Source organism: Streptomyces sp. NPDC008317 (assembly GCF_042955955.1).
Taxonomy (GTDB): Bacteria; Actinomycetota; Actinomycetes; order Streptomycetales; family Streptomycetaceae; genus Actinacidiphila.
The window spans coordinates 176386-194234 of the sequence record NZ_JBIBFQ010000007.1 but is presented as its reverse complement, the minus strand read 5'-3'; the positions used below and the strand labels follow the sequence as shown (position 1 = coordinate 194234).

At 71.1% G+C, this 17849-nt stretch carries 17 protein-coding genes; 8 read left to right on the top strand and 9 right to left on the bottom strand.

All coding sequences use genetic code 11. The features are described from left to right. Positions 1-111: 111 nt before the first annotated feature. From ACFY9V_RS23545 to ACFY9V_RS23530, 4 genes are all read left to right on the top strand, one after another. The gene (locus ACFY9V_RS23545; protein ID WP_391162751.1) at positions 112-1410 is read left to right on the top strand and encodes an FAD-dependent oxidoreductase; all 1299 of its coding nucleotides are present in this window, start codon (positions 112-114) and stop codon (positions 1408-1410) included. Next, positions 1403-3022, top strand: coding sequence for an amidohydrolase family protein (locus ACFY9V_RS23540; RefSeq protein WP_391162749.1), 1620 nt, complete (start codon positions 1403-1405; stop codon positions 3020-3022). Before ACFY9V_RS23545 ends, ACFY9V_RS23540 begins: the two co-directional genes overlap by 8 nt. Before the next feature lie 28 nt (positions 3023-3050). After that, complete coding sequence (locus tag ACFY9V_RS23535; protein ID WP_391162747.1) at positions 3051-3950, top strand: dihydrodipicolinate synthase family protein; 900 nt, start codon at positions 3051-3053, stop codon at positions 3948-3950. A 251-nt stretch (positions 3951-4201) separates the two neighbouring features. Continuing rightward, complete coding sequence (locus ACFY9V_RS23530; RefSeq protein WP_391162745.1) at positions 4202-5194, top strand: GNAT family N-acetyltransferase; 993 nt, start codon at positions 4202-4204, stop codon at positions 5192-5194. Between the two features lie 40 nt (positions 5195-5234). On the opposite strand, the gene ACFY9V_RS23525 is transcribed toward ACFY9V_RS23530, so the two are convergent. Next, positions 5235-6143: an NAD(P)-binding domain-containing protein gene (locus ACFY9V_RS23525; RefSeq protein WP_391162743.1), complete on the bottom strand. Its 909-nt coding sequence runs from the start codon at positions 6141-6143 to the stop codon at positions 5235-5237. Positions 6144-6226: 83 nt separating this feature from the next. Between ACFY9V_RS23525 and ACFY9V_RS23520 the strand changes: the two genes are divergently transcribed. Next, on the top strand, positions 6227-6598 hold the full coding sequence (locus tag ACFY9V_RS23520) for a helix-turn-helix domain-containing protein (protein ID WP_355335155.1): 372 nt from the start codon (positions 6227-6229) through the stop codon (positions 6596-6598). Here the strand turns inward: ACFY9V_RS23520 and ACFY9V_RS23515 are convergent. The 6 genes from ACFY9V_RS23515 to ACFY9V_RS23490 all read right to left on the bottom strand — a co-directional run bounded on the left by ACFY9V_RS23515 (position 6505) and on the right by ACFY9V_RS23490 (position 11263). Further along, positions 6505-7242, bottom strand: coding sequence for a hypothetical protein (locus tag ACFY9V_RS23515; RefSeq protein WP_391162938.1), 738 nt, complete (start codon positions 7240-7242; stop codon positions 6505-6507). The two genes, ACFY9V_RS23520 and ACFY9V_RS23515, sit on opposite strands and share 94 nt — an antisense overlap. Positions 7243-7288: 46 nt before the next feature. Beyond that, positions 7289-7813, bottom strand: a complete 525-nt coding sequence (locus tag ACFY9V_RS23510) for a hypothetical protein (protein WP_391162739.1) — start codon at positions 7811-7813, stop codon at positions 7289-7291. Between the two features lie 264 nt (positions 7814-8077). Next, positions 8078-8800, bottom strand: a complete 723-nt coding sequence (locus tag ACFY9V_RS23505; RefSeq protein ID WP_391162737.1) for a glycosyltransferase — start codon at positions 8798-8800, stop codon at positions 8078-8080. Further along, positions 8797-9384 carry a methyltransferase domain-containing protein gene (locus tag ACFY9V_RS23500; protein ID WP_391162937.1) on the bottom strand — a complete coding sequence of 196 codons (588 nt, stop codon included), beginning with the start codon at positions 9382-9384 and terminating at the stop codon, positions 8797-8799. The genes ACFY9V_RS23505 and ACFY9V_RS23500 overlap by 4 nt, the downstream gene beginning before the upstream one ends. 44 nt (positions 9385-9428) lie before the next feature. Further along, positions 9429-10199 carry a PIG-L family deacetylase gene (locus ACFY9V_RS23495; protein ID WP_391162736.1) on the bottom strand — a complete coding sequence of 257 codons (771 nt, stop codon included), beginning with the start codon at positions 10197-10199 and terminating at the stop codon, positions 9429-9431. Further along, the gene (locus ACFY9V_RS23490) at positions 10196-11263 is read right to left on the bottom strand and encodes an acyl-CoA dehydrogenase (RefSeq protein WP_391162734.1); all 1068 of its coding nucleotides are present in this window, start codon (positions 11261-11263) and stop codon (positions 10196-10198) included. Before ACFY9V_RS23490 ends, ACFY9V_RS23495 begins: the two co-directional genes overlap by 4 nt. 227 nt (positions 11264-11490) lie before the next feature. Here ACFY9V_RS23490 and ACFY9V_RS23485 point away from each other — a divergent pair, with 227 nt between their 5' ends. Both ACFY9V_RS23485 and ACFY9V_RS23480 read left to right on the top strand, forming a co-directional pair. Beyond that, a complete protein-coding gene (locus ACFY9V_RS23485; protein ID WP_355335140.1) occupies positions 11491-11619 on the top strand; it encodes an LPFR motif small protein in 129 nt (42 codons plus the stop codon). A 347-nt stretch (positions 11620-11966) separates the two neighbouring features. Continuing rightward, on the top strand, positions 11967-12599 hold the full coding sequence (locus ACFY9V_RS23480) for an NAD(P)-binding domain-containing protein (protein WP_391162733.1): 633 nt from the start codon (positions 11967-11969) through the stop codon (positions 12597-12599). Between the two features lie 71 nt (positions 12600-12670). Here the strand turns inward: ACFY9V_RS23480 and ACFY9V_RS23475 are convergent, their stop codons facing one another. After that, the gene (locus ACFY9V_RS23475) at positions 12671-13624 is read right to left on the bottom strand and encodes a DUF5996 family protein (protein ID WP_391162732.1); all 954 of its coding nucleotides are present in this window, start codon (positions 13622-13624) and stop codon (positions 12671-12673) included. Positions 13625-14025: 401 nt separating this feature from the next. Here ACFY9V_RS23475 and ACFY9V_RS23470 point away from each other — a divergent pair, with 401 nt between their 5' ends. Continuing rightward, on the top strand, positions 14026-15324 hold the full coding sequence (locus tag ACFY9V_RS23470; RefSeq protein ID WP_391162731.1) for an amidohydrolase: 1299 nt from the start codon (positions 14026-14028) through the stop codon (positions 15322-15324). 30 nt (positions 15325-15354) lie between these two features. Here the strand turns inward: ACFY9V_RS23470 and uvrA are convergent, their stop codons facing one another. Continuing rightward, positions 15355-17823 carry an excinuclease ABC subunit UvrA gene (gene uvrA / locus ACFY9V_RS23465; RefSeq protein WP_391162730.1) on the bottom strand — a complete coding sequence of 823 codons (2469 nt, stop codon included), beginning with the start codon at positions 17821-17823 and terminating at the stop codon, positions 15355-15357. Between the last annotated feature and the right edge of the window lie 26 nt (positions 17824-17849).

Here is a 17849-nt window from a genome sequence, read left to right as displayed (position 1 = left end):
CCGGCCCGTCTGTCCGGGCCGACATGATCATCCGGCTTTCTGGTCCGAATGAACGAACAACGCGTCCGGAAGCCTTGGCAAAGTCCCTCCTTGAGCAACTGACGCACACGAGTGGAAGGGCTGCCGATAGTGGTGAATGGCGAGCATTGCGTGGTCGTTGGCGCCGGCGCCGCCGGCTTGTGGACGGCTTGGGCGCTGACCGAGGTCGGAATGCGCGTGACGGTGCTCGACGCCGGTGCCGCGGCGGCCGGCGCGTCCTGGGGCAACGCGGGCTGGATATGCCCCGCCCAGGCCGGGCCGGTGCCCGAGCCCGGCATCATCATGCACGGCCTCAAGGACCTGACCCGGCGTGATTCCGCGCTCCACTTCTCGCCCGCGGCCCTCCTGCGCCTCGGACCCTGGATCGCGACGTTCGCGCGCTACTGCAACGACCGGTCGTACTCCGACGGGCTGGCGGCGTTGTCCACGCTCGGGTACCCGTCCTTCAAACTCATCGAACGGCTCGGCCTCGACGAGCACTTCGACAAGACCGGTCTCCTGACCGTCTCCAAGAACCCCGCGGACATCGAGCACTTCATCGAGAAGATCGCGCCGCTGGCCAAGTTCGGGCAGGGAACCACGACAGAGGTCCTGACGGGCGGCGCGGTCCAGGACCTGGACCCCACGGTGCCACGAGGCCAGGCGGCAGCGTTGATCGGCAACCACTGGCAGATCGTTCCCCACGCCTACATGGCGGCGCTGATCGAGAAGGTGGTCGCCGCAGGTGTCGAGATCCGCGAGCACGAGCCCGTCGAGCACCTCCACGCGCAAGGCGGACGGGTGCGAGCGGTGCGCACGAACCGCGGTACGTACGAGGCCGACCACGTGGTTCTCGCGGCGGGAGTGAACACCACCGCGCTGGCACGCTCGATCGGCCATCCCCTTCCGGTGATCGGCGGCAAGGGCTACAGCTTCGACGTCCGGCCGGGGCGGATGCCGAGGCAGGCGATCCAGACCCTCGACACGCACCTGGCGATCTCGCCGATGGGCGGCACGCTTCGCGTCGCCGGGGCGATGGACTTCACCAACTCACCGACCCGCATCCCCCCACGGCGCGTCAGGGCGATGCGGCGCTCGGCTCAGGCCCTCCTCGGGCCGTGGACCGACGAGTCGGCCGCCTGGTCGGGCCTGCGCCCCGTGGCTCCTGACGGCCTCCCCCTGATCGGCAGGCTCGCGCCGGACTCGAACGTGTTCGCCGCCACCGGGTACCAGATGCTCGGCATGACGATCTCACCGGCCGCCGGAGTGCACCTCGCAGAGGCGATCGCCTCGGGGGACGACGGTCGTACCGGGCCGTTCTCGGCGCAGCGGTTCGCCCGCGGGAAGACGCGCAAGACGATGAGGGCCCAGGAGGGGAGTCGGGATGCGTAGTGATCTGGTGGTGCGCGGCGGCCTTGTCGCCGACGGCACCGGCGCACCGCTCAGGCGTGCGGACGTACTGGTCCGGGGTGACCGGATCGTTCTCGTCGGCGAGGTCCCCGACACCGACGTGCCCGAGGTGGACGCCGCCGGCGCGTTGGTCGCGCCCGGCTTCATCAACGTGCTCAGCCAGGCCTACGAGTCGCTCCAGCGTGACCCCCGAGGTCTCTCCGACCTCTACCAGGGCGTCACGACCGAGGTGTTCGGCGAAGGCTACTCGCTCGGCCCCGTGGAGGGCCGGATGCGCGCCATCGCCAAGGACTACGCCGAGCGGACCCACGTCCGGCATGAATGGCCGCGGATCAACGACTTCCTGAACCACATGGCCGACGCGGGCGTCGGACCGAATGTCGCGAGCTTCGTCGGGGCGGACAACCTCCGCATGGCCTTCGCCGGTCAGCAAGACCGTCCGCTGACGCCTGACGAGCTGGCCGCCGCCCGCCGGCTCCTCGACGAAGAACTGGCGGACGGCGCGCTGGGTCTGGGCTCCGCTCTCATCTACGCCCCGGGCATGTACGCCTCGACCGAGGAGCTGACCGCCTTCGCGGAAGTGCTCGCCGAGCACGACGCGCTCTACATCTCGCACATCCGCAACGAGTCCGACTCCCTGCTCGAAAGCCTGGACGAGCTCATCGGGATCGCCGAGAGGTCGGGAGCGCGGGCCGAGGTCTACCACCTGAAGGCGGCAGGCCGGGACAACTGGCCCCTGATGGCCTCCGCGATCCAGCGCATCGAGGAAGCCAGGGCCGGCGGCCTCGCCGTCACGGCCAACGTCTATCCGTACGAGGCGGGCGCTACCGGCCTGGACGCGTGCGTCCCCCCACGATTCCACGACGGCGGCCCGGACGCTTTGCGCGGCAAGCTCGCGCATGAGGACTTCCGGGAAACGGTCAAGGAGGCCATCCGGGCCCCGGGCGCCGACTGGGACAACTGCTACAAGAGCGCGGGCGGCGCTGACGGAATCCTGCTCCTGGGCGGCAACACCTCCGAGTGGAACGGCATGACACTCGCGCAGGTCGCGACGCGGCGCGGTGACGCGGATCCGCTCGACACGCTTCTGGACATCGTCGTGGCGGACTCGCAGATGATCATCGCGCTGTTCGAGATGACGGAGGAGAACGTCCGTCTCGCCCTGCGGAGCCCATGGGTCTCGGTCTGTTCCGACGCCGAAGCGTGGACGGCCTCTCCGCCGTACACCGACGCCCCGACGCATCCGCGGGCCTACGGGTCCTTCGCCCGCGTCCTCGGTCCGTACGTCAGGGACGGCGTCCTGCGGATCGAGGACGCCGTCCGACGGATGACGAGCCTGCCCGCGCGGACGCTGCGTCTCACCGACCGCGGCGTCATCCGCGAGGGCGCCTTCGCGGATCTCGCGATCTTCGAGCCCGACAGGGTCCGGGACCTCGCCACCTACTCCCACCCACACCAGTACGCCGACGGGATGCGGCACGTGATCATCAACGGCGTCGTCGCGTTCCGCGGGGGAAAGCCGACCGACGAGCTCGGCGGGCGCGCGCTACGACGCGGGACCCGGCCGACGACGAGCGGCTTCCGAGCCCGGTGAACCCGTCGACGAACGACGAAGGAGAGCGATGACAACGCCGTTCAGCGGCATACTCGCGGCAGTGGTGACCCCCTTTCGCGCTGACGGTTCGACCGTCGACGCCGGGGGAGTCCGTCGCCAGGTCGAGCACATCGTCGGTGCGGGCGTGCACGGCGTGGTGCCCTTGGGCAGCACCGGCGAATTCACGACGCTCAGCAACGCGGAGCGGAAGGAGGTCGCCGACCTCTACCTGAGGGCTGTGGACGGTCGGGTGCCCGTCGTCGTGGGCACCGGAGCGTTGACCACCGGCGAGACGATCGACCTCACCCGGCACGCGGCTGACGCCGGTGCGACGGCGGTCATGATCGTGCCCCCCTACTACGGCGCTCTCGGCTGGGAGGAGGTCGTGGCGCACTACGGGGCCGTCTCCGACGCGGTGGACATCGACATCATGTTCTACAACCTGCCGGACGCCACGGGACTGGACATCTCGGCCGGGCGGTTGGCCGAGCTCGCCCGGAGCACCCGCGTGACGTCGTTCAAGGACACCGGGGGTGACGCGGTGAAGTTCGCCACGGTCCTTCACCACTACGCGGACGTCATCCAGCCGCTCAACGGCTACGACACCCTCACGTTCTCCGGCATCGCCGCCGGCGCGCGGGCGGGAGTCTGGGGAGCGGCGAGCGTCATCCCTCAACTGTGCGCGGACTTCTACGAGACCCTCGCGGTCCGCGGCGACATCGCCGAGGCACGGGAGCAGTGGACGAAGATCTTTCCGATCTGCGAATTCCTCGAGGCGCACCCGTACGCAAGCGCGATCAAGACCGGCCTCGACCTGGTCGGCGTCCCCAGCGGACCTCCCCGACTCCCGGCCCTCCCCCTCACCCCCGAGCACGCGACCACCTTCGCCCGGCTCCTGCGCGAAGCCGGGATCGACCTGGCCCGCTGAGGGGTTCTTCACATCGACCTCGTACATCACCACCGGCGTGTTCGTCTCGCACCGCAAACGCCTCGGGCCGGTCACAGGTGCCCGGCGGAGCAGCAGCCGACGCCTCGGATGCGACTGCGCCGGGTCCTGAGCCGGGACCGGCCGAATTCGCTTCGCCATGACGCCACTTCATGCGCTCCTGCATCCGACGGGTTGTCAGGACAGGCTTTCCGCGGAGCCCTGTGAACGCCTGTTCAGTGGGAGGTGAGCGCGTGACCGCGCCTGCTCAAGCGGGGATCGAGATCGTGCGGGCGACTTCGGCGCATGTCCCGATGATCTTCGCGTTGGCACAGTCCAGGAATCTGGACGGAATCGACCCGGTGGAGGCCAGCCGGGACGGATTCCTGGTGTCGGAGTACACCGACGAGATGTACCAAAGGCGACTGGTGAGCGCCGAGCACTTCTACGTGGCCGTCAAGGGAACCGACGTCCTGGGATTCCTCCTGGCCTACAGCGACGCCCAGATCGAACCTGACGAGTGGTTGAACCACCGGATCAAGACCACGCTCGGCAGCTTCCTGGTGATCAAGCAGGTGTGCGTGGCCCGTGACGCGTCGCGGCAGGGCGTCGCGTCACGCCTGTACCACCATGTGCTGGAGCGCTGGACGGCCAACCCGGTGATCGCCGCGGTGGTCAACGAGCCGCTCAATGAGGCGTCGAGCCAATTCCACCGGAAGCTGGGCTTCGAGGAACTGACACGGTTACGACCGCCGGACGGCCGTCTGCGCGTGGTGTGGGTCTCGCGCAAGCCGCGTGAGTCGATGTTGCAGACCCAATACGAGATCGCGGTCGACTTATACAAGCATGAGGACCTCCTCAACTGGAACAAGCTCAATAACTTCCTCTACATCACCGCGGGCCTCGCGGCCACCTTGGCGTTTACCCTCGGTAAAGAGGGCGCTCAGTCAAGGGAAGTGGCCCGCGGCGTCGGAGCGGTCATCACGGTGATCGGGTTCGTTTCCGGGCTGGCGTTCGCCGTCATGCTGCGCTATGGACGCCGCTATTTGCAGACCCGCAAGAGCACGGTCGTGGAGCTGGAAGAGCACATGGCGTGGCACGGCGGGCAGCGGATAGTGGGACGCCGGCTGACAGAGCCGGGATCAGGGTGGCTCCAGGCGTCCCCGACCGGTCTCGTGATGGTGCTGCTTCCCGTCTTCGTCTCACTGGGCTGGCTGGCGATGCTGGTGGTCGTGCTGACGAACTGATGCTCCCTCAAATACCCCTCTACGACGGTGCCGTGTGGGGTCAGTGCGGCTTTCGGATGCTGTCGATGATGCGGGTCCAGTTGTCGCTGCCGTGGCCGTTGTCGATGGCGCGGCGGTAGTGGGCCTGGACGGCCAGGGGGAGCGCGGGGTCGAGGCCGAGTGACGTGCTGGTTTCGACGATGTGGTCGGATGTCGCGCCCATCATGGTGACCGTGCTGAGGCCGCCGGGGTGTTCTCCGGCGTCCAGCGCGGTGCCGGGGGTCGCTTCGCCGGCCCTGAGGATGGCGCCGATCGAGTCGGCGGAGGAGAGCAACTCCGGCAGTGCTTCCTTCGCCGTCATTCCCGCGGTGCCCAGCATCGCGGTGGCGTGCATCAGTGCGGACAAGGTGGTGAGGAATACCGTGAGCTGGGCTTGGTACATCATCTGGGCGAGACCCGGATCCACGCCCAGATACTTCGGTGCGCCGAGCAGCGCCAGTGTCGGCCGGTGGCTCTCCATCGCCTCGGTGGGGCCGCTGTAGTAGACGTGGGCCGCGTCCGTGCCGACCATCGGTGCCGGGACCATGACACCACCGGTGAGGAAGGTGGCGCCGTGGGCCGACGCCCAGGATGCCGCTTCGCGTGAGCGGTCAGGGGTGTCGGAGCTCAGGTTGACCAGCGTCCGGCCGGCGAGCGACGCGGTGGCGCTGTCGAGGATGTCGTACATCGCCTGGTAGTCGGTGAGGCTGAGGATCACGAGGTCACTTGCCTCGACCGCCTCGCGGGGTGTCGGTACGAGGACCGCTCCGTCGGCGACGACGCCGTCGGCCCGGCCGGCGGTGCGGTTCCAGACGGTGACCGGGTGGCCGGCGGCGAGGAGGGTACGGGTCATCGCCTGGCCCATCGGGCCGAGTCCGATCACGGTGACATTGCTGTGTTGCCTGGTGGTGCCGTGCTGTTGTTCGTTCACCTCTTCATGCTCGGAGAGGGCCACTAATCTGGGAAGTACCCACTATTTTCTGCGGTACTTACCTTTTAGTAAGGGGATCAGCGATGGCGAGGGCGCCGAGGTGCGGGCCTTACATCTGCGGCATCGACGCCGCGCTCGACGTGGTGAGCGGCAAGTGGAAGGGACTCATCCTCTGGGAACTTGACGCCCATCGTGTGCGCCGCTTCGCCGAGCTCCGTCGCGGCCTGCCCGGAGTGAGCGAGAAGATGCTGACGCAGCACCTGCGCGAGATGGAGGAGGACGGACTGGTGCACCGGAAGGTCTTCGCCGAGGTGCCGCCGCGGGTGGAGTACTCCCTGACCGAGCACGGGCGCACGCTCAATCAGGCGCTCGGGCCGCTCGGCGTCTGGGGGAGCGAACGGATGCGTCGCGAAGGCTCCGAAGTGGTCGAGGTGGCCGAGATCTCCCACGGCTGAGGGCTGTCCGGTACAGATCCTGACCTCGTCTCGGGCACGGTGAGCCGCCCTGCGGCCGTACCGGTGGTTCTTCGGCCCGGTGCGCTTCGGCGGGGCCTATGGGCCTGCGGCGCGTCCTCCCGTCGTACGCCGGACAGTTCGTCGGGGGTCAGCCGCAGCAGCGGCCTGGGGCGGCCGTGTCCTCCCGCGGCGAACAGGTGCGTGGCGCCGGTGAGGAACAGCAGGATGTTCGCGTCCAGTTCGACGGCCAGCAGCGCCGCCGTCCGATCCGGGTCCACCGTCACCGGTACGGTCCGCAGGCGCGCGGTGCCGCGTTCCCGTAGGACGGGGATGCCGCCGCCGCAGACCACCACGGTGCCGTCGGCCAGCAGTTCCCGGACGACCTGAGCCTCGGGAACGGCCTGCGGGCGTACGCGGGGCCGGTCCGGCACGCTCACCTGCGGGTCGTGGGCGCCGACCTGGGCGTGGGTCACGAGCGCGACCACGGTACGGCCGACGAGCACGGAGTCCAGCGCGCGTACCAAGCGCGATCCGGTGACGGCCTGGGTCTCGGCGGGAGCGCCGTGGACGATGACGACCTCGTGACCGGCCCGGAGGAGCTCGGCCAGCGACGCGGCGCAGCGTCCGTCGCAGGAAGGCGGCAGCGCCTTGCCGGCCGGGCCCCGGCGGACAGCCGGTGCGGGACAGGTCTCAGCCGGCCGGCTGCAAAGCCCAGTAGTGCGGGTCGATGGGGGCTTGCCGCACCACGATGCGGCCGGTGACGTCGGGGCTGTCGACGAGTTTCCCCCACGAGTTGGAGTGGTCGCTGGGGGTGTGCTCGATGTCGGCCCAGACGACGCTGCCAGGACCTGCGGAGCCGTAGGAGACGGTCCACTCGGCGTACTTGTCGGAGCAGGTGTCGGTGACCTTCACGTGGTAGTCCGTCGTCAGGCCCAGGCAGGTGCGCGGGTCGGAGTCCGGTGTGGAGACCTCCATGGTTCCGTTGGGGCGTTGCCGTACCTGCCAGTTCGCCGACGTGGAGGCGGTGTCCGTGCAGGCGCCCAGCGCCACCATGCCGATGCGCGCCTTCGTTTTGGGCCAGGTCAGGCACATGCCGTCCTTGAGGGCCGCGAAACGGTAGACCCCGTCGACGAGCGGGCCGGCGTGGGCGGGTTGCGCGAGTGCCGCCGTGGCGGCGGCAGCGGCGGCCATGATGGCGATGACGCGTGAACGCATGGGGTGGGACTCCTCGAACAGCCGTGGTCGATCTGATCGCGCGTCACGGGCGCGCGGTCGACGCGCGGCCCGCCGGAGACGGCGGCGGCACCGATCCTGGAGCACCGGCCCGCCCGGCGGCAGCCCGCGGTGGCCGCTGTCACCCGGCTGGCTGAGCCGCGTCACCCGATGGCGTGGCGGCGAGAGGTCCCCGCGCTGTCGCGGGTGCCAGCGGTGTCGGTCGTCGGTGGTTCCACGTACCCCTTGGCCGATACGCCGCGCCGGTCAGCTCGCCGGTTCGCTGCGGGCGGTGCGTTCGGCCTGCGCGGCGAGGAAGTCCGCGAAGCCGCCGCGGGCGCGGCCGTGCAGACGGGGCGAGGTCATGACAGGGGCGGCGGAGGTGCGCAGGACGCGATGACCGCGGCCGACCAGCGCGGCGACCAGTGCGTGGTCCTCGCCGACGTCGAGCGGCGGGAACCCGCCCACATCGCGGTAGGCGCTGGCACTCAGGCCCAGGTTGGCGCCGTGGACATGGGGGTGGTGCCAGTGGGCGCCGTCGGCCGGGCGGGTGGCTTCGTAGCTGAGCTGGTGCCGGACGGTGAGGGCGGTCGCCGTCGGCACGGTCACGGTGCCGACCACCGCGTCCCACCCGTCACGGGCGAGAGCGCTGTGGTGTGCCAGCCAGTGCGGGGGTACGGCGCTGTCGGCGTCGGTGGTGGCGAGCCACACCCGATCGTGCGGGACGGCGATCTCCGCCAGCGCGTGCTCGGCGCCCTCGGCGCGCGCCCGGCCCGGACTGCGGAAGCCGACCGGCACCACGAGGGCTCCGGCCCGGTGCGCGATCCGGGCCGTGCCGTCACGGCAGGAGTCCGCGACGACGACCGTGCGAATCCGCACGGCGGCGAGTGCGGGGTGGCGCGCGGCAGCCGCGACCGCCTCCAGCGCGGCGGGCAGGAGCGCCTCCTCGTTGTGCGCCGGGATGACGACGGCGATGGCCTCGACCCTCACACCAGACCCTCGCGCTCGGCGGGACCGGGCGGGCTGCTCCCGTCGGCCAGGTCACGGCCGTGGACCTGGAGGACGAAGTCGGCCTCGCGGTGATCGGCGAGCAGTGACAGCCCGGGCAGGCCGGTCACGCGGTCCGCGATCTCGATGCCCGTCCACAGGTGTTCGGGCACCGGGTGGTTCCAATGCACGGTGACGAGATGCCCGCCGGGCTCCAACGCCGTCCGGGCCCGGTCCAGAAGCCTGTCGAGATCGGGAGCGGCGAAGTAATAGAGCACTTCGGACAGCACGATCAGATCGAAGGAGCCGTCCGGCCACTCGTCGGGCAGCGTGAGCTGACGTACCGTCACATTCTCTGCTGCGGCGGTACGTTGCCGCGTGGTCGCCACGGCGGACGCGACCCGGTCGCAGGCGAGTACCTCGTCGCAACGGGTCGCCAGTCGGCGAGTCAACTCACCGACCGAGCAGGCGGGTTCGAAGGCCCGGCGGTAGCGCGGCAGGGGGAGCGCGGCCACGGTGATGTCGTACTTGCGCCGCTCGTACCAGCGTTCGGCGAGGTGCCAGGGGTCCTCGCCCCCGCCGTACATCGTCTCGAAGTAGGCGGCGGGCGTACTCGCCGCGTTCGTCCGGCTCACTGGAACATCACCTCGTGCGCGCGGAGGTGGTGGGCCACCTCGTCGGGCGGCAGGACCGCGGCGTCCTCCGGCGCGGGGCCGATGGGCTCGACCTGGGTGGCGAAACGGGCGACCGCGGCGCGCTTGCGGGCCTGGACATCCGCGGGCAGGGTGACCCGGTGCGCGGAAGGCCACGGGACACGCGGGTCGCCGGGGCGCGCCCAGTGCCACATCCACACGGGATACATCAGGCAGGGCACGGAGGCCTGCGCGGCGGCGGCGAGCGCGGCCCGTCCTGCGGCTTCATGGTCACCGTGGACGTCGCCGATCCACGGCGCGAGGCACAACGAGGCGCCCTCCAGCACCGGGACGAGTGCCTTGACGATCTCGTCCTCGTGGAAGGCCACCCGGGTGTCCGGCACTTGCAGCCGGACGACGTGGGCCGCGCCCGTGCCCAACGCCGCGAGGGCCTGGCGGAGTTCTTCGGCCCGCAGCTGTGTCAGCCGCCGGGGCGTGACGGCTTTGCTGTCGGCGTGCGACTGCTCCCCGTCGGTGACGGAGACCACGGTGAGGGCGGTCCCCGCGTCCGCCAGCATCGCCATCGTCCCGCCGGCGCCCAGCACTTCGTCATCGGGATGCGCGGCCACCACGACCACCCTGCCCGCCTCGGGCAGCCGCAGCTCGGGAAGCGCGCGCCAGCCGTCCCAGTCCCGCCAGAGCGCCTCGTCGGTGCCCGGCGCCTGGATGGGGTTGGCGTATGCGGGCGGCGGGCCTGGTTGCTCGCTCACGACGGCTCCTTGCGGGCGGCGAGGCCGCCCAGTTCGGCGAGGTTGCGCTCGGCGTGGTGTTGGCGGATGTACACGGTCAGGTCAGCGGTGTTCCGGGCGTGGCGTTCGTCGTGGCACAGCGGACCGGCGCCGGTGGCCCGTCCCACGTGCGTGAGGACGTCGGCGCACACGGACTCGACGAACGCGCGGGTGCGCAGGCTGCGCATCCGCGCGGTGCCGCCGGTGTCGGACGGATCGCCGTCGATCTCCGCTGCGGCCTGCTTCAGCACGGCCGCCGCGGCATGGAGCAGCATGTCGACCGCGCCCATGTGCGCGTCGGTGTGCGGGTCGGGGCCGCGATCGGCGGCGGCGCGCAGCAGAACGTCGGCGACGGCGCGGGCCCCGCCGTACCAGCAGGCTGCCACGCCGATACCGCCGTGCTGGAACCCCGGCCGCTTCAGATAGCCGCCGACGTCGCCGACCGGCACACCGGGCACATGGTCGAAGCGCACGTCAGGGGTGTCGCTCCCGGCCATCCCGACGGCCTGCCAGGTGCCCGGCACCGGGCGGCAGCCGTCGGCCACCCCCGTCCGTACCGCGAACAGCCGCTTTCCCCGCTCCGTCGCCGCGGTGACCAGCGCGTGGGTGCAGCTGTGGGCTCCCGAGCAGTACTGCTTGAGCCCGGTCAGCACCCAGCCGTCGCGGTCACGGGTGGCGTGCAGTCCTTCGCCCGGCGGTTCGGCCGCCCACACGCCCCACCGCTCTCCCGGCCGGGGCGGGGGCGCGTCCAGTTCCGCCAGGATCGCCGCCGCGTCCACGTGTCCTTCGAAGAGCCGGGCCGCGCACAGATCCCGCTCGGCCACCGAGGTGAGGACGGCGAAGCGCTCCGCCGTACGACCCGAGCCCGGCAACGGGCAGTCCAGCGCTCCCGACGTCAGAGCGGCCACCAGCTCCGCGAAACGCTCCGCCGACTCCCGGGCCGCCGCCGCGACGGGAAGACCCGTCGCCGCGTCGTGGGCCGCCGGATCAGGAGCGGTCGCCGGTGGAGCGGTGGCGGGCCCGTCCTGCCGCGTGGTGCTCCGCATGTGTGGTGGCCTCCCTCGGTGACGACTCGTACGCATTCACAGCCTCACCCGGGACAGTGGCGTACGCATCCGGATGCCCCGCGGGGGCCGTCCTACACGGCTGCGCGGACAGTTCCCATGAGAACGAGCGGGAGAGCCCATGGGCGGCCGCTATCCGGGTAGGGGACCAGGTGAGGCTCCACACGCGGTGCCGGACAACCGCACCGCGTACCGAAGGAGGGTGAGCCATGTTCAAGGCCATCGCAGATGTACTCGGAAAGATCGGCAGCGCTGTCGCCACGGTGGTGTCCCTGCCGTTCCGGGCCGTGGGCCGCCTGTTTGGCGGAGCGTCCGACACAGCCCACGGTCACCACTGACACATCGGGCACCCTGGCGTCGCGCCGCGGGGGCTTGTCTCGGGTCACCGCTCCGGATGCGGGCGTCCGCCGCTTCCCGCAGGATGACAGGGTCGCCGACGTTCTCGGGACCGTCCTGAGCTGGGCTTTTCAGAGGGCGCCGCAGCGTGGCGGGACCGGAGCAGCGTCGCCTCGGCCGCGACCGGTGCCGCGGGGTGCGTACGGCCCGGTGTGCTCTGGCCGTACTCGACCGTGATGAGCCGGTCGCCGCGCGCCCCGAGCACGGAGCCGGACGGTGCCGGCCTTATACCCCTCTCCGGGCGCTCGGTCGCGGCCCTCGTCGGCCTTGACGGAAGAAGGAGTCAGCCATGCAGATCACGATCGTCGGTGCGGGCAACATGGCCCGCGGCATCGCCACCCGCGCCCTCGCGGGCGGCCACCGGGTCCGTCTCGTGGACAGCAACCGGGCCAAGGCGGACGCCCTCGCCGCCGACCTCGGCGCGGACGCGAGCGGCGCGGACTTCGACGCGCTGGACGGCGCGGACATCACCGTGCTCGCCCTGCCGTTCGAGGCGGCGAAGACGGTGGCCCGTGAACACTCCCGGGCCCTCGCGGGCAAGGTCGTCGTGGACATCTGCAACCCCGTCGACTTCTCCACCTTCGACTCGCTCGTCACCCCGCCCGGCGTGGCAGCCGTGACCCTCGTCGCGGCCGAGGCTCCGCAGGCCCGCTTCGTCAAGGCGTTCAACACGACCTTCGCGACCACGCTGGTGGCCGGCGAAGTGGCCGGTCAGCCTCTGGACGTGTTCATCGCCACGGATGACGACGACGCGCGGGCGACCGTCACCGAATTCGTCACGAGCGGCGGCCTGCGCCCCCTCGACGCCGGACCGCTGCGCCGCGCCCTGGAACTGGAGGCGTTCCAGTTCCTGCACATGACGCTCCAGGACCGGCTCGGACTGAAGTGGTCCAGCGCGATCAAGATCATTCCCGAATCCTGAGGTGTCCCCATCATGTCCGCCGCGAAGGGCTGCCCGGGAGCTCGCGTCTCAGCCGGCCGAACCAGCTCGGTTCAGGGGCGCAGGCCCCGGACGGCGTCCGGCCGCGTCCGGCTCATGTACCAGCCGTCGACGCGGGGCCCGATGAGGTCGGACGGCCAGCCCGACAGCCCGACGGCGGCGTCGTAGACGGCGTCACCGAACGTCACGATGGCCTGGTGCGGGTCGGCCGTCTCCCCGAGCCTGTCCCACGGCAGGAGAACCAGACCGGCGTCGGGATTCCAGACCGCCCCGTCGACACCCCAGGACCGGCCGTCGAGGCCGTCCGGCTGAGGCCAGATGTAGGCGTACATACCGGCACCGGGCGCTGTGGCGTCCCCGAAGGAGAATCCCACCGCCACGTACTCCCGGAGCTGGGCGTTCTGCATGAACGCCGGACGATCGGGCGGCGGCTCGGTGGGCCGCGCCCGGTGCCGCGTCGCGGACAGGTCGAAGCCGCCCCACATCACCCCGACCCGGGGGCGGTGCCCGAGGAAGGGCGCCTGCCACGTTTCGAGTCCGCCGGCGGCGAGGTTCAGCGCTTGCCACATCAGCCGGGCGACGCCGGGATCCCAGGCGCGTTCGACGTGATCGTCCTCGAAGGTCGGCTCGCAATCCGGAATCTCGCAGATCAGCGAGGTACGCGGCCGGGTTATGCCCAGCTCGGCCGCCGCGTCGCGGAACGCCGCGTAGAACGCGGCGACTGATCCGTCCGACAAGGGCACCGTCCGCGAGCCCGCGTCGGCCTCGACGACCATGTCACCGTCGAGCAGGCGGTAGTGCACCGCGAAGGTCACCCCTCGCCGCCGGAACGTCGGCGTCCTGAGCCCGCGGGGAGTGACGTCGAGGACGACGTTTCCCCAGCCGACTTCGAAGGGCTCGTCGAGGGTGTACTTGCCCGCGACCTGCACCACCCGGTTGACGTATCCGACCATGGCCGCCATGTCCTCGTGGACCAGCGTCGGCCATCCATTGCGACGTTCGCTCACCGAGAGCCTCCCAGTGCGTCGATCGGGTCGGCAGAAGGGATGCATCGTGGATCGCGGGGGCTTGCGGATCGTGGCGCGATCGTAGGGCCATTTTCGCACGCGGGTCACGGCGCTGCCCGCTCGGTCACGGCGCTTCCCGCCCGATCACGGTCTGATCGACGCCGAGCCGACGCGTGCGTATACGGCCGTCCGCGCGTCGTGGCGCGCCCGTGGAAGGCGGAAGGCGGAAGGCGGCCGGTGCGGGTACGCGGGCGGCGGGCGGCCCCGGCTCACCCGGCAGCGGTGATCACGAATGCCAGGTCAGGCAGCACGGCAGGGGCCGGGTTACCGTCGGGTCATCGAGCTGGTCGACCAGCTGGTCGACCATCCGGGCAACCCCCATCGGCGAGGAGCTGGCGGCTGTGGCGATCGACGATTCCACTGGTACGGCGGCTCCCGCGGACGTCGTCCTGGCCGGACTGCCGGAAATCCGTTCCGAGCTGGAGGACGTCTACCGGGACCTGCACGCCCATCCCGAGCTGGGCCACCAGGAGCACAGGACCGCGGCCCGGGTGGCCGAGCGCCTGACGGAGTGGGGCTACAGGGTGCACGCGGGTGTCGGCGGCACCGGCGTGGTCGGCGTACTCGCCAACGGCGACGGGCCGGTCGTCCTGCTGCGGGCCGACATGGACGCGCTGCCGGTCCGGGAGGACACCGGTCTCCCGTACGCCAGTACGGCCACCGCCACGGACGAGTCCGGCCGGGACGTCCCCGTGGCCCACGCCTGCGGCCACGACATGCACGTCACCTGTCTGCTGGGCGCGGCCAGGCTGATGGCGGCCTCCCCGACGTCGTGGCAGGGCACGCTCGTCGCCCTGTTCCAGCCCGCGGAGGAACCCGGGGACGGCGCCGACCGCATGCTCGCCGACGGTCTCGCCGACCGCGTCCCCCGCCCGGACGTGGCGTTCGCCCAGCACGTACTGCCCTATCCCGCCGGGACTCTGGGCACCCGCTCCGGGTCGTTCCTCTCGGCGGCGGACAATCTGAAGATCACCGTCCACGGCCGGGGTGCCCACGGCTCCGCTCCCCAGGCCGCGATCGACCCGGTGGTCATGGCATCGATGATCGTGGTACGCCTTCAGACGATCGTCTCCCGAGAGCTGGCCGCGACCGAGCCCGCCGTGCTGACCGTGGGTTCCGTCCACGCCGGTACGACCGGCAACGTGATCCCGGACACGGCCGAGATCCAGCTCAATGTGCGCACCTACGACGAAGGCACCCGTGAAGCCGTCCTGGCCGCCGTGCGGCGCATCGTCACAGCCGAGTGCGACGCCTCCCGCGCGACCCGGGACCCGCAGTACGAAGAGGGCGGCCGCTTCCCGCCGACCGTCAACGACGAGGCCGTCACCGCCGAAGTCTCCGCCGCGTTCACCGCCTACTTCGGCGAGCGGGCCCGTACCAGCGCGTTGCAGAGCGCCAGCGAGGACTTCAGCCGCGTCCCTGACGCCTTCGGCACCCCGTACACCTACTGGGGCATCGGCTGCACCGACCCCGACGCCTACCGTGCGGCCGAGCGGCGCGGCACCGTCGCCCAGGACATCCCCGTGAACCACAGCGCCCGCTTCGCCCCGGTCCTTCAGCCCACCTTGGACACCGGCGTGCAAGCCCTGGTCGTCGCCTCCCTGACCCGGCTCGCCCGCCCCGACGACCGACGCGGCTGAAGCGCCGGCGGTCAGCGGTTCGCTCCGTCGTCAGGAGCGCGCGAGGCGGGCCGCGAGGTAGGGCGCGGTGGCGCTGCCGCGGGCCTTCGCCACCTTGTCCGGCGGGCCCGCCGCGACCACCCGCCCGCCCGCGTCGCCGCCGCCCGGTCCGAGGTCGATGACCCAGTCGGCGGTGGCGATCGTGTCGAGGTCGTGCTCGACGAGGACGACCGTGTTGCCGGCGTCCACGAGCCGGTGCAGCTGTCGTAGCAGCAGCGCGATGTCCGAGGGGTGCAGCCCCGCCGTCGGCTCGTCGAGCAGGTAGAGCGCGTGCCCGCGGCGGGCCCGCTGCAATTCGGTGGCCAGTTTGATGCGTTGCGCCTCGCCGCCGCTGAGTTCCGTCGCGGGCTGCCCCAGCCGCAGGTACCCGAGTCCCACCTCGCGCAACGTCTCCAGACTGCGGGAGGCTGCCGGGACGGCGGACAGGAACCCGGCGGCGTCGTCGACGGACATTCCCAGCACTTGCGCGATGTTCTTGCCGCGGTAGGTGACTTCCAGCGTCTCGGCGTTGTAGCGGGCGCCCCGGCAGGTCGGGCACGGCGCGTAGGTGCCGGGCAGGAACAGCAGCTCCACCGCGACGAATCCCTCGCCCTGGCAGGTCTCGCACCGCCCTTCGGGCACGTTGAAGGAGAACCGCCCGGCCGAGTAGCCGCGCGCCCTGGCCTCCTCCGTCCCCGCGTACAGCCTGCGCACCGCGTCGAACATCCCCGTGTACGTGGCCAGGTTGGACCGGGGAGTCCGGCCGATGGGCCGCTGGTCGACCCGGACCAGCCGGTCGAACGACTCGACCCCCGACGCGTCCTGGACGTCGACCTCCAGCTCCGCCTCGTCGGGCTCCTCGGGTACGAGCCCGAGGTGGCCGCGGACGACCTCGGCGAGCACCTGCGTCACCAGCGTCGACTTCCCGGAACCGGACACGCCCGTCACCGCCGTCAGTACGCACAGCGGCACGTCGACCGACACATCGCGCAGATTGTGGCGTGAGACGCCGCTCAGGCGCAGCCAGCCGTGCGGTGTGCGCGGGCGGTGTTCGATCGGCTGGGCGCGCCCGAACAGGTACTGGCTCGTGGCCGACTCCGCGACCCGCTCAAGACCGGCGACCGGGCCGCTGTACAGCACGCGTCCGCCGCCCTCACCCGCGCCGGGGCCGATGTCGACCACCCAGTCCGCCCGCCGCACGACGTCCATGTCGTGCTCCACGACGAACAGCGAATTGCCCGCCGCCTTGAGGCGGTCCAGCACGTCCAGCAGCGGTTCCGCGTCGGCCGGGTGCAGCCCTGCGGAGGGCTCGTCGAGGACGTAGACGACGCCGAACAGCCCCGAGCGCAGTTGGGTGGCGATCCGCAGGCGCTGCGCCTCGCCGGGCGACAGGGTCGTCGAGCGGCGCCCGAGGCTGAGATATCCCAGGCCCAGGTCGAGCAGTACGTCGATCCGCGCGACGAGATCGCCGCAGATCCGGACCGCGGCCTCGGTCGTCTCCCCGGACCGGGCGGTCGACGTGGTGGCGTCGGCCCCGGACCGCCCCACGACGGGCCGCAGCAGCGCCACGACCTCGGTGAGCGGCATCGCGTTGATCTCGGCGATGGAACGTCCGGCGAAGGTCACCGCGATTGCCTCGGGCCGCAGTCCGCTGCCGTGGCACTCGGGGCAGGGCACACTCCTGACGAACCGGAGCGCCCGTTCGCGCATCTTGTCGCTCTTGGAGTCGGCGAGGACGTGCATGACGTGCTTGCGCGCGCTCCAGAACGTGCCCTGGTAGCCGTAGTCGACGCGGTCCTCCTGCGGCTGGATGTACACGGAGGGCTGCTCGTCCGTGTACAGCAGCCAGTCCCGGTCCTTCTTCCTGAGCCTGCGCCACGGCCGGTCGATGTCGATCCCCAGGCCGCTCACGACACTGCGCAGGTTGGCGCCCTGCCAGGCGCCCGGCCAGGCGGCGATCGCCCCCTCGCGGATGCTCAGCGAGGGGTCCGGGACCAGCAGGTCCTCGGCGACGTCGTGCACGACGCCCAGCCCGTGGCACTGCGGGCAGGCGCCTGCCGCGGTGTTGGGTGAGAACGACTCGGCCTCCAGCCGCACGGCCCCCGGGGGGTAGGTGCCGGCGCGGGAGTACAGCATGCGCAGCAGATTGGACAGCGTCGTGATGGTGCCGACCGTCGAGCGCGAGCTGGGGGAGCCGCGTCGCTGCTGCAGGGCGACGGCCGGTGGCAGTCCGGTGATTTCCCGCACATGCGGAGCGCCGACCTGTTGCAACAGCCTTCGGGCGTACGGTGCCACGGACTCGAAGTAGCGCCGCTGGGCCTCCGCGTAGAGGGTGCCGAACGCGAGCGAGGACTTGCCCGAACCGGAGACGCCGGTGAAGGCGACCATCGCGTCCCGCGGAACGTCGACATCGATGTTCCGCAGATTGTTCTCACTGGCGCCCCGGACATGCACGAAGGGGTCGGTCGCGTCCTTGTCCACTGTTCCTGACTACCCGATCGCGCCCG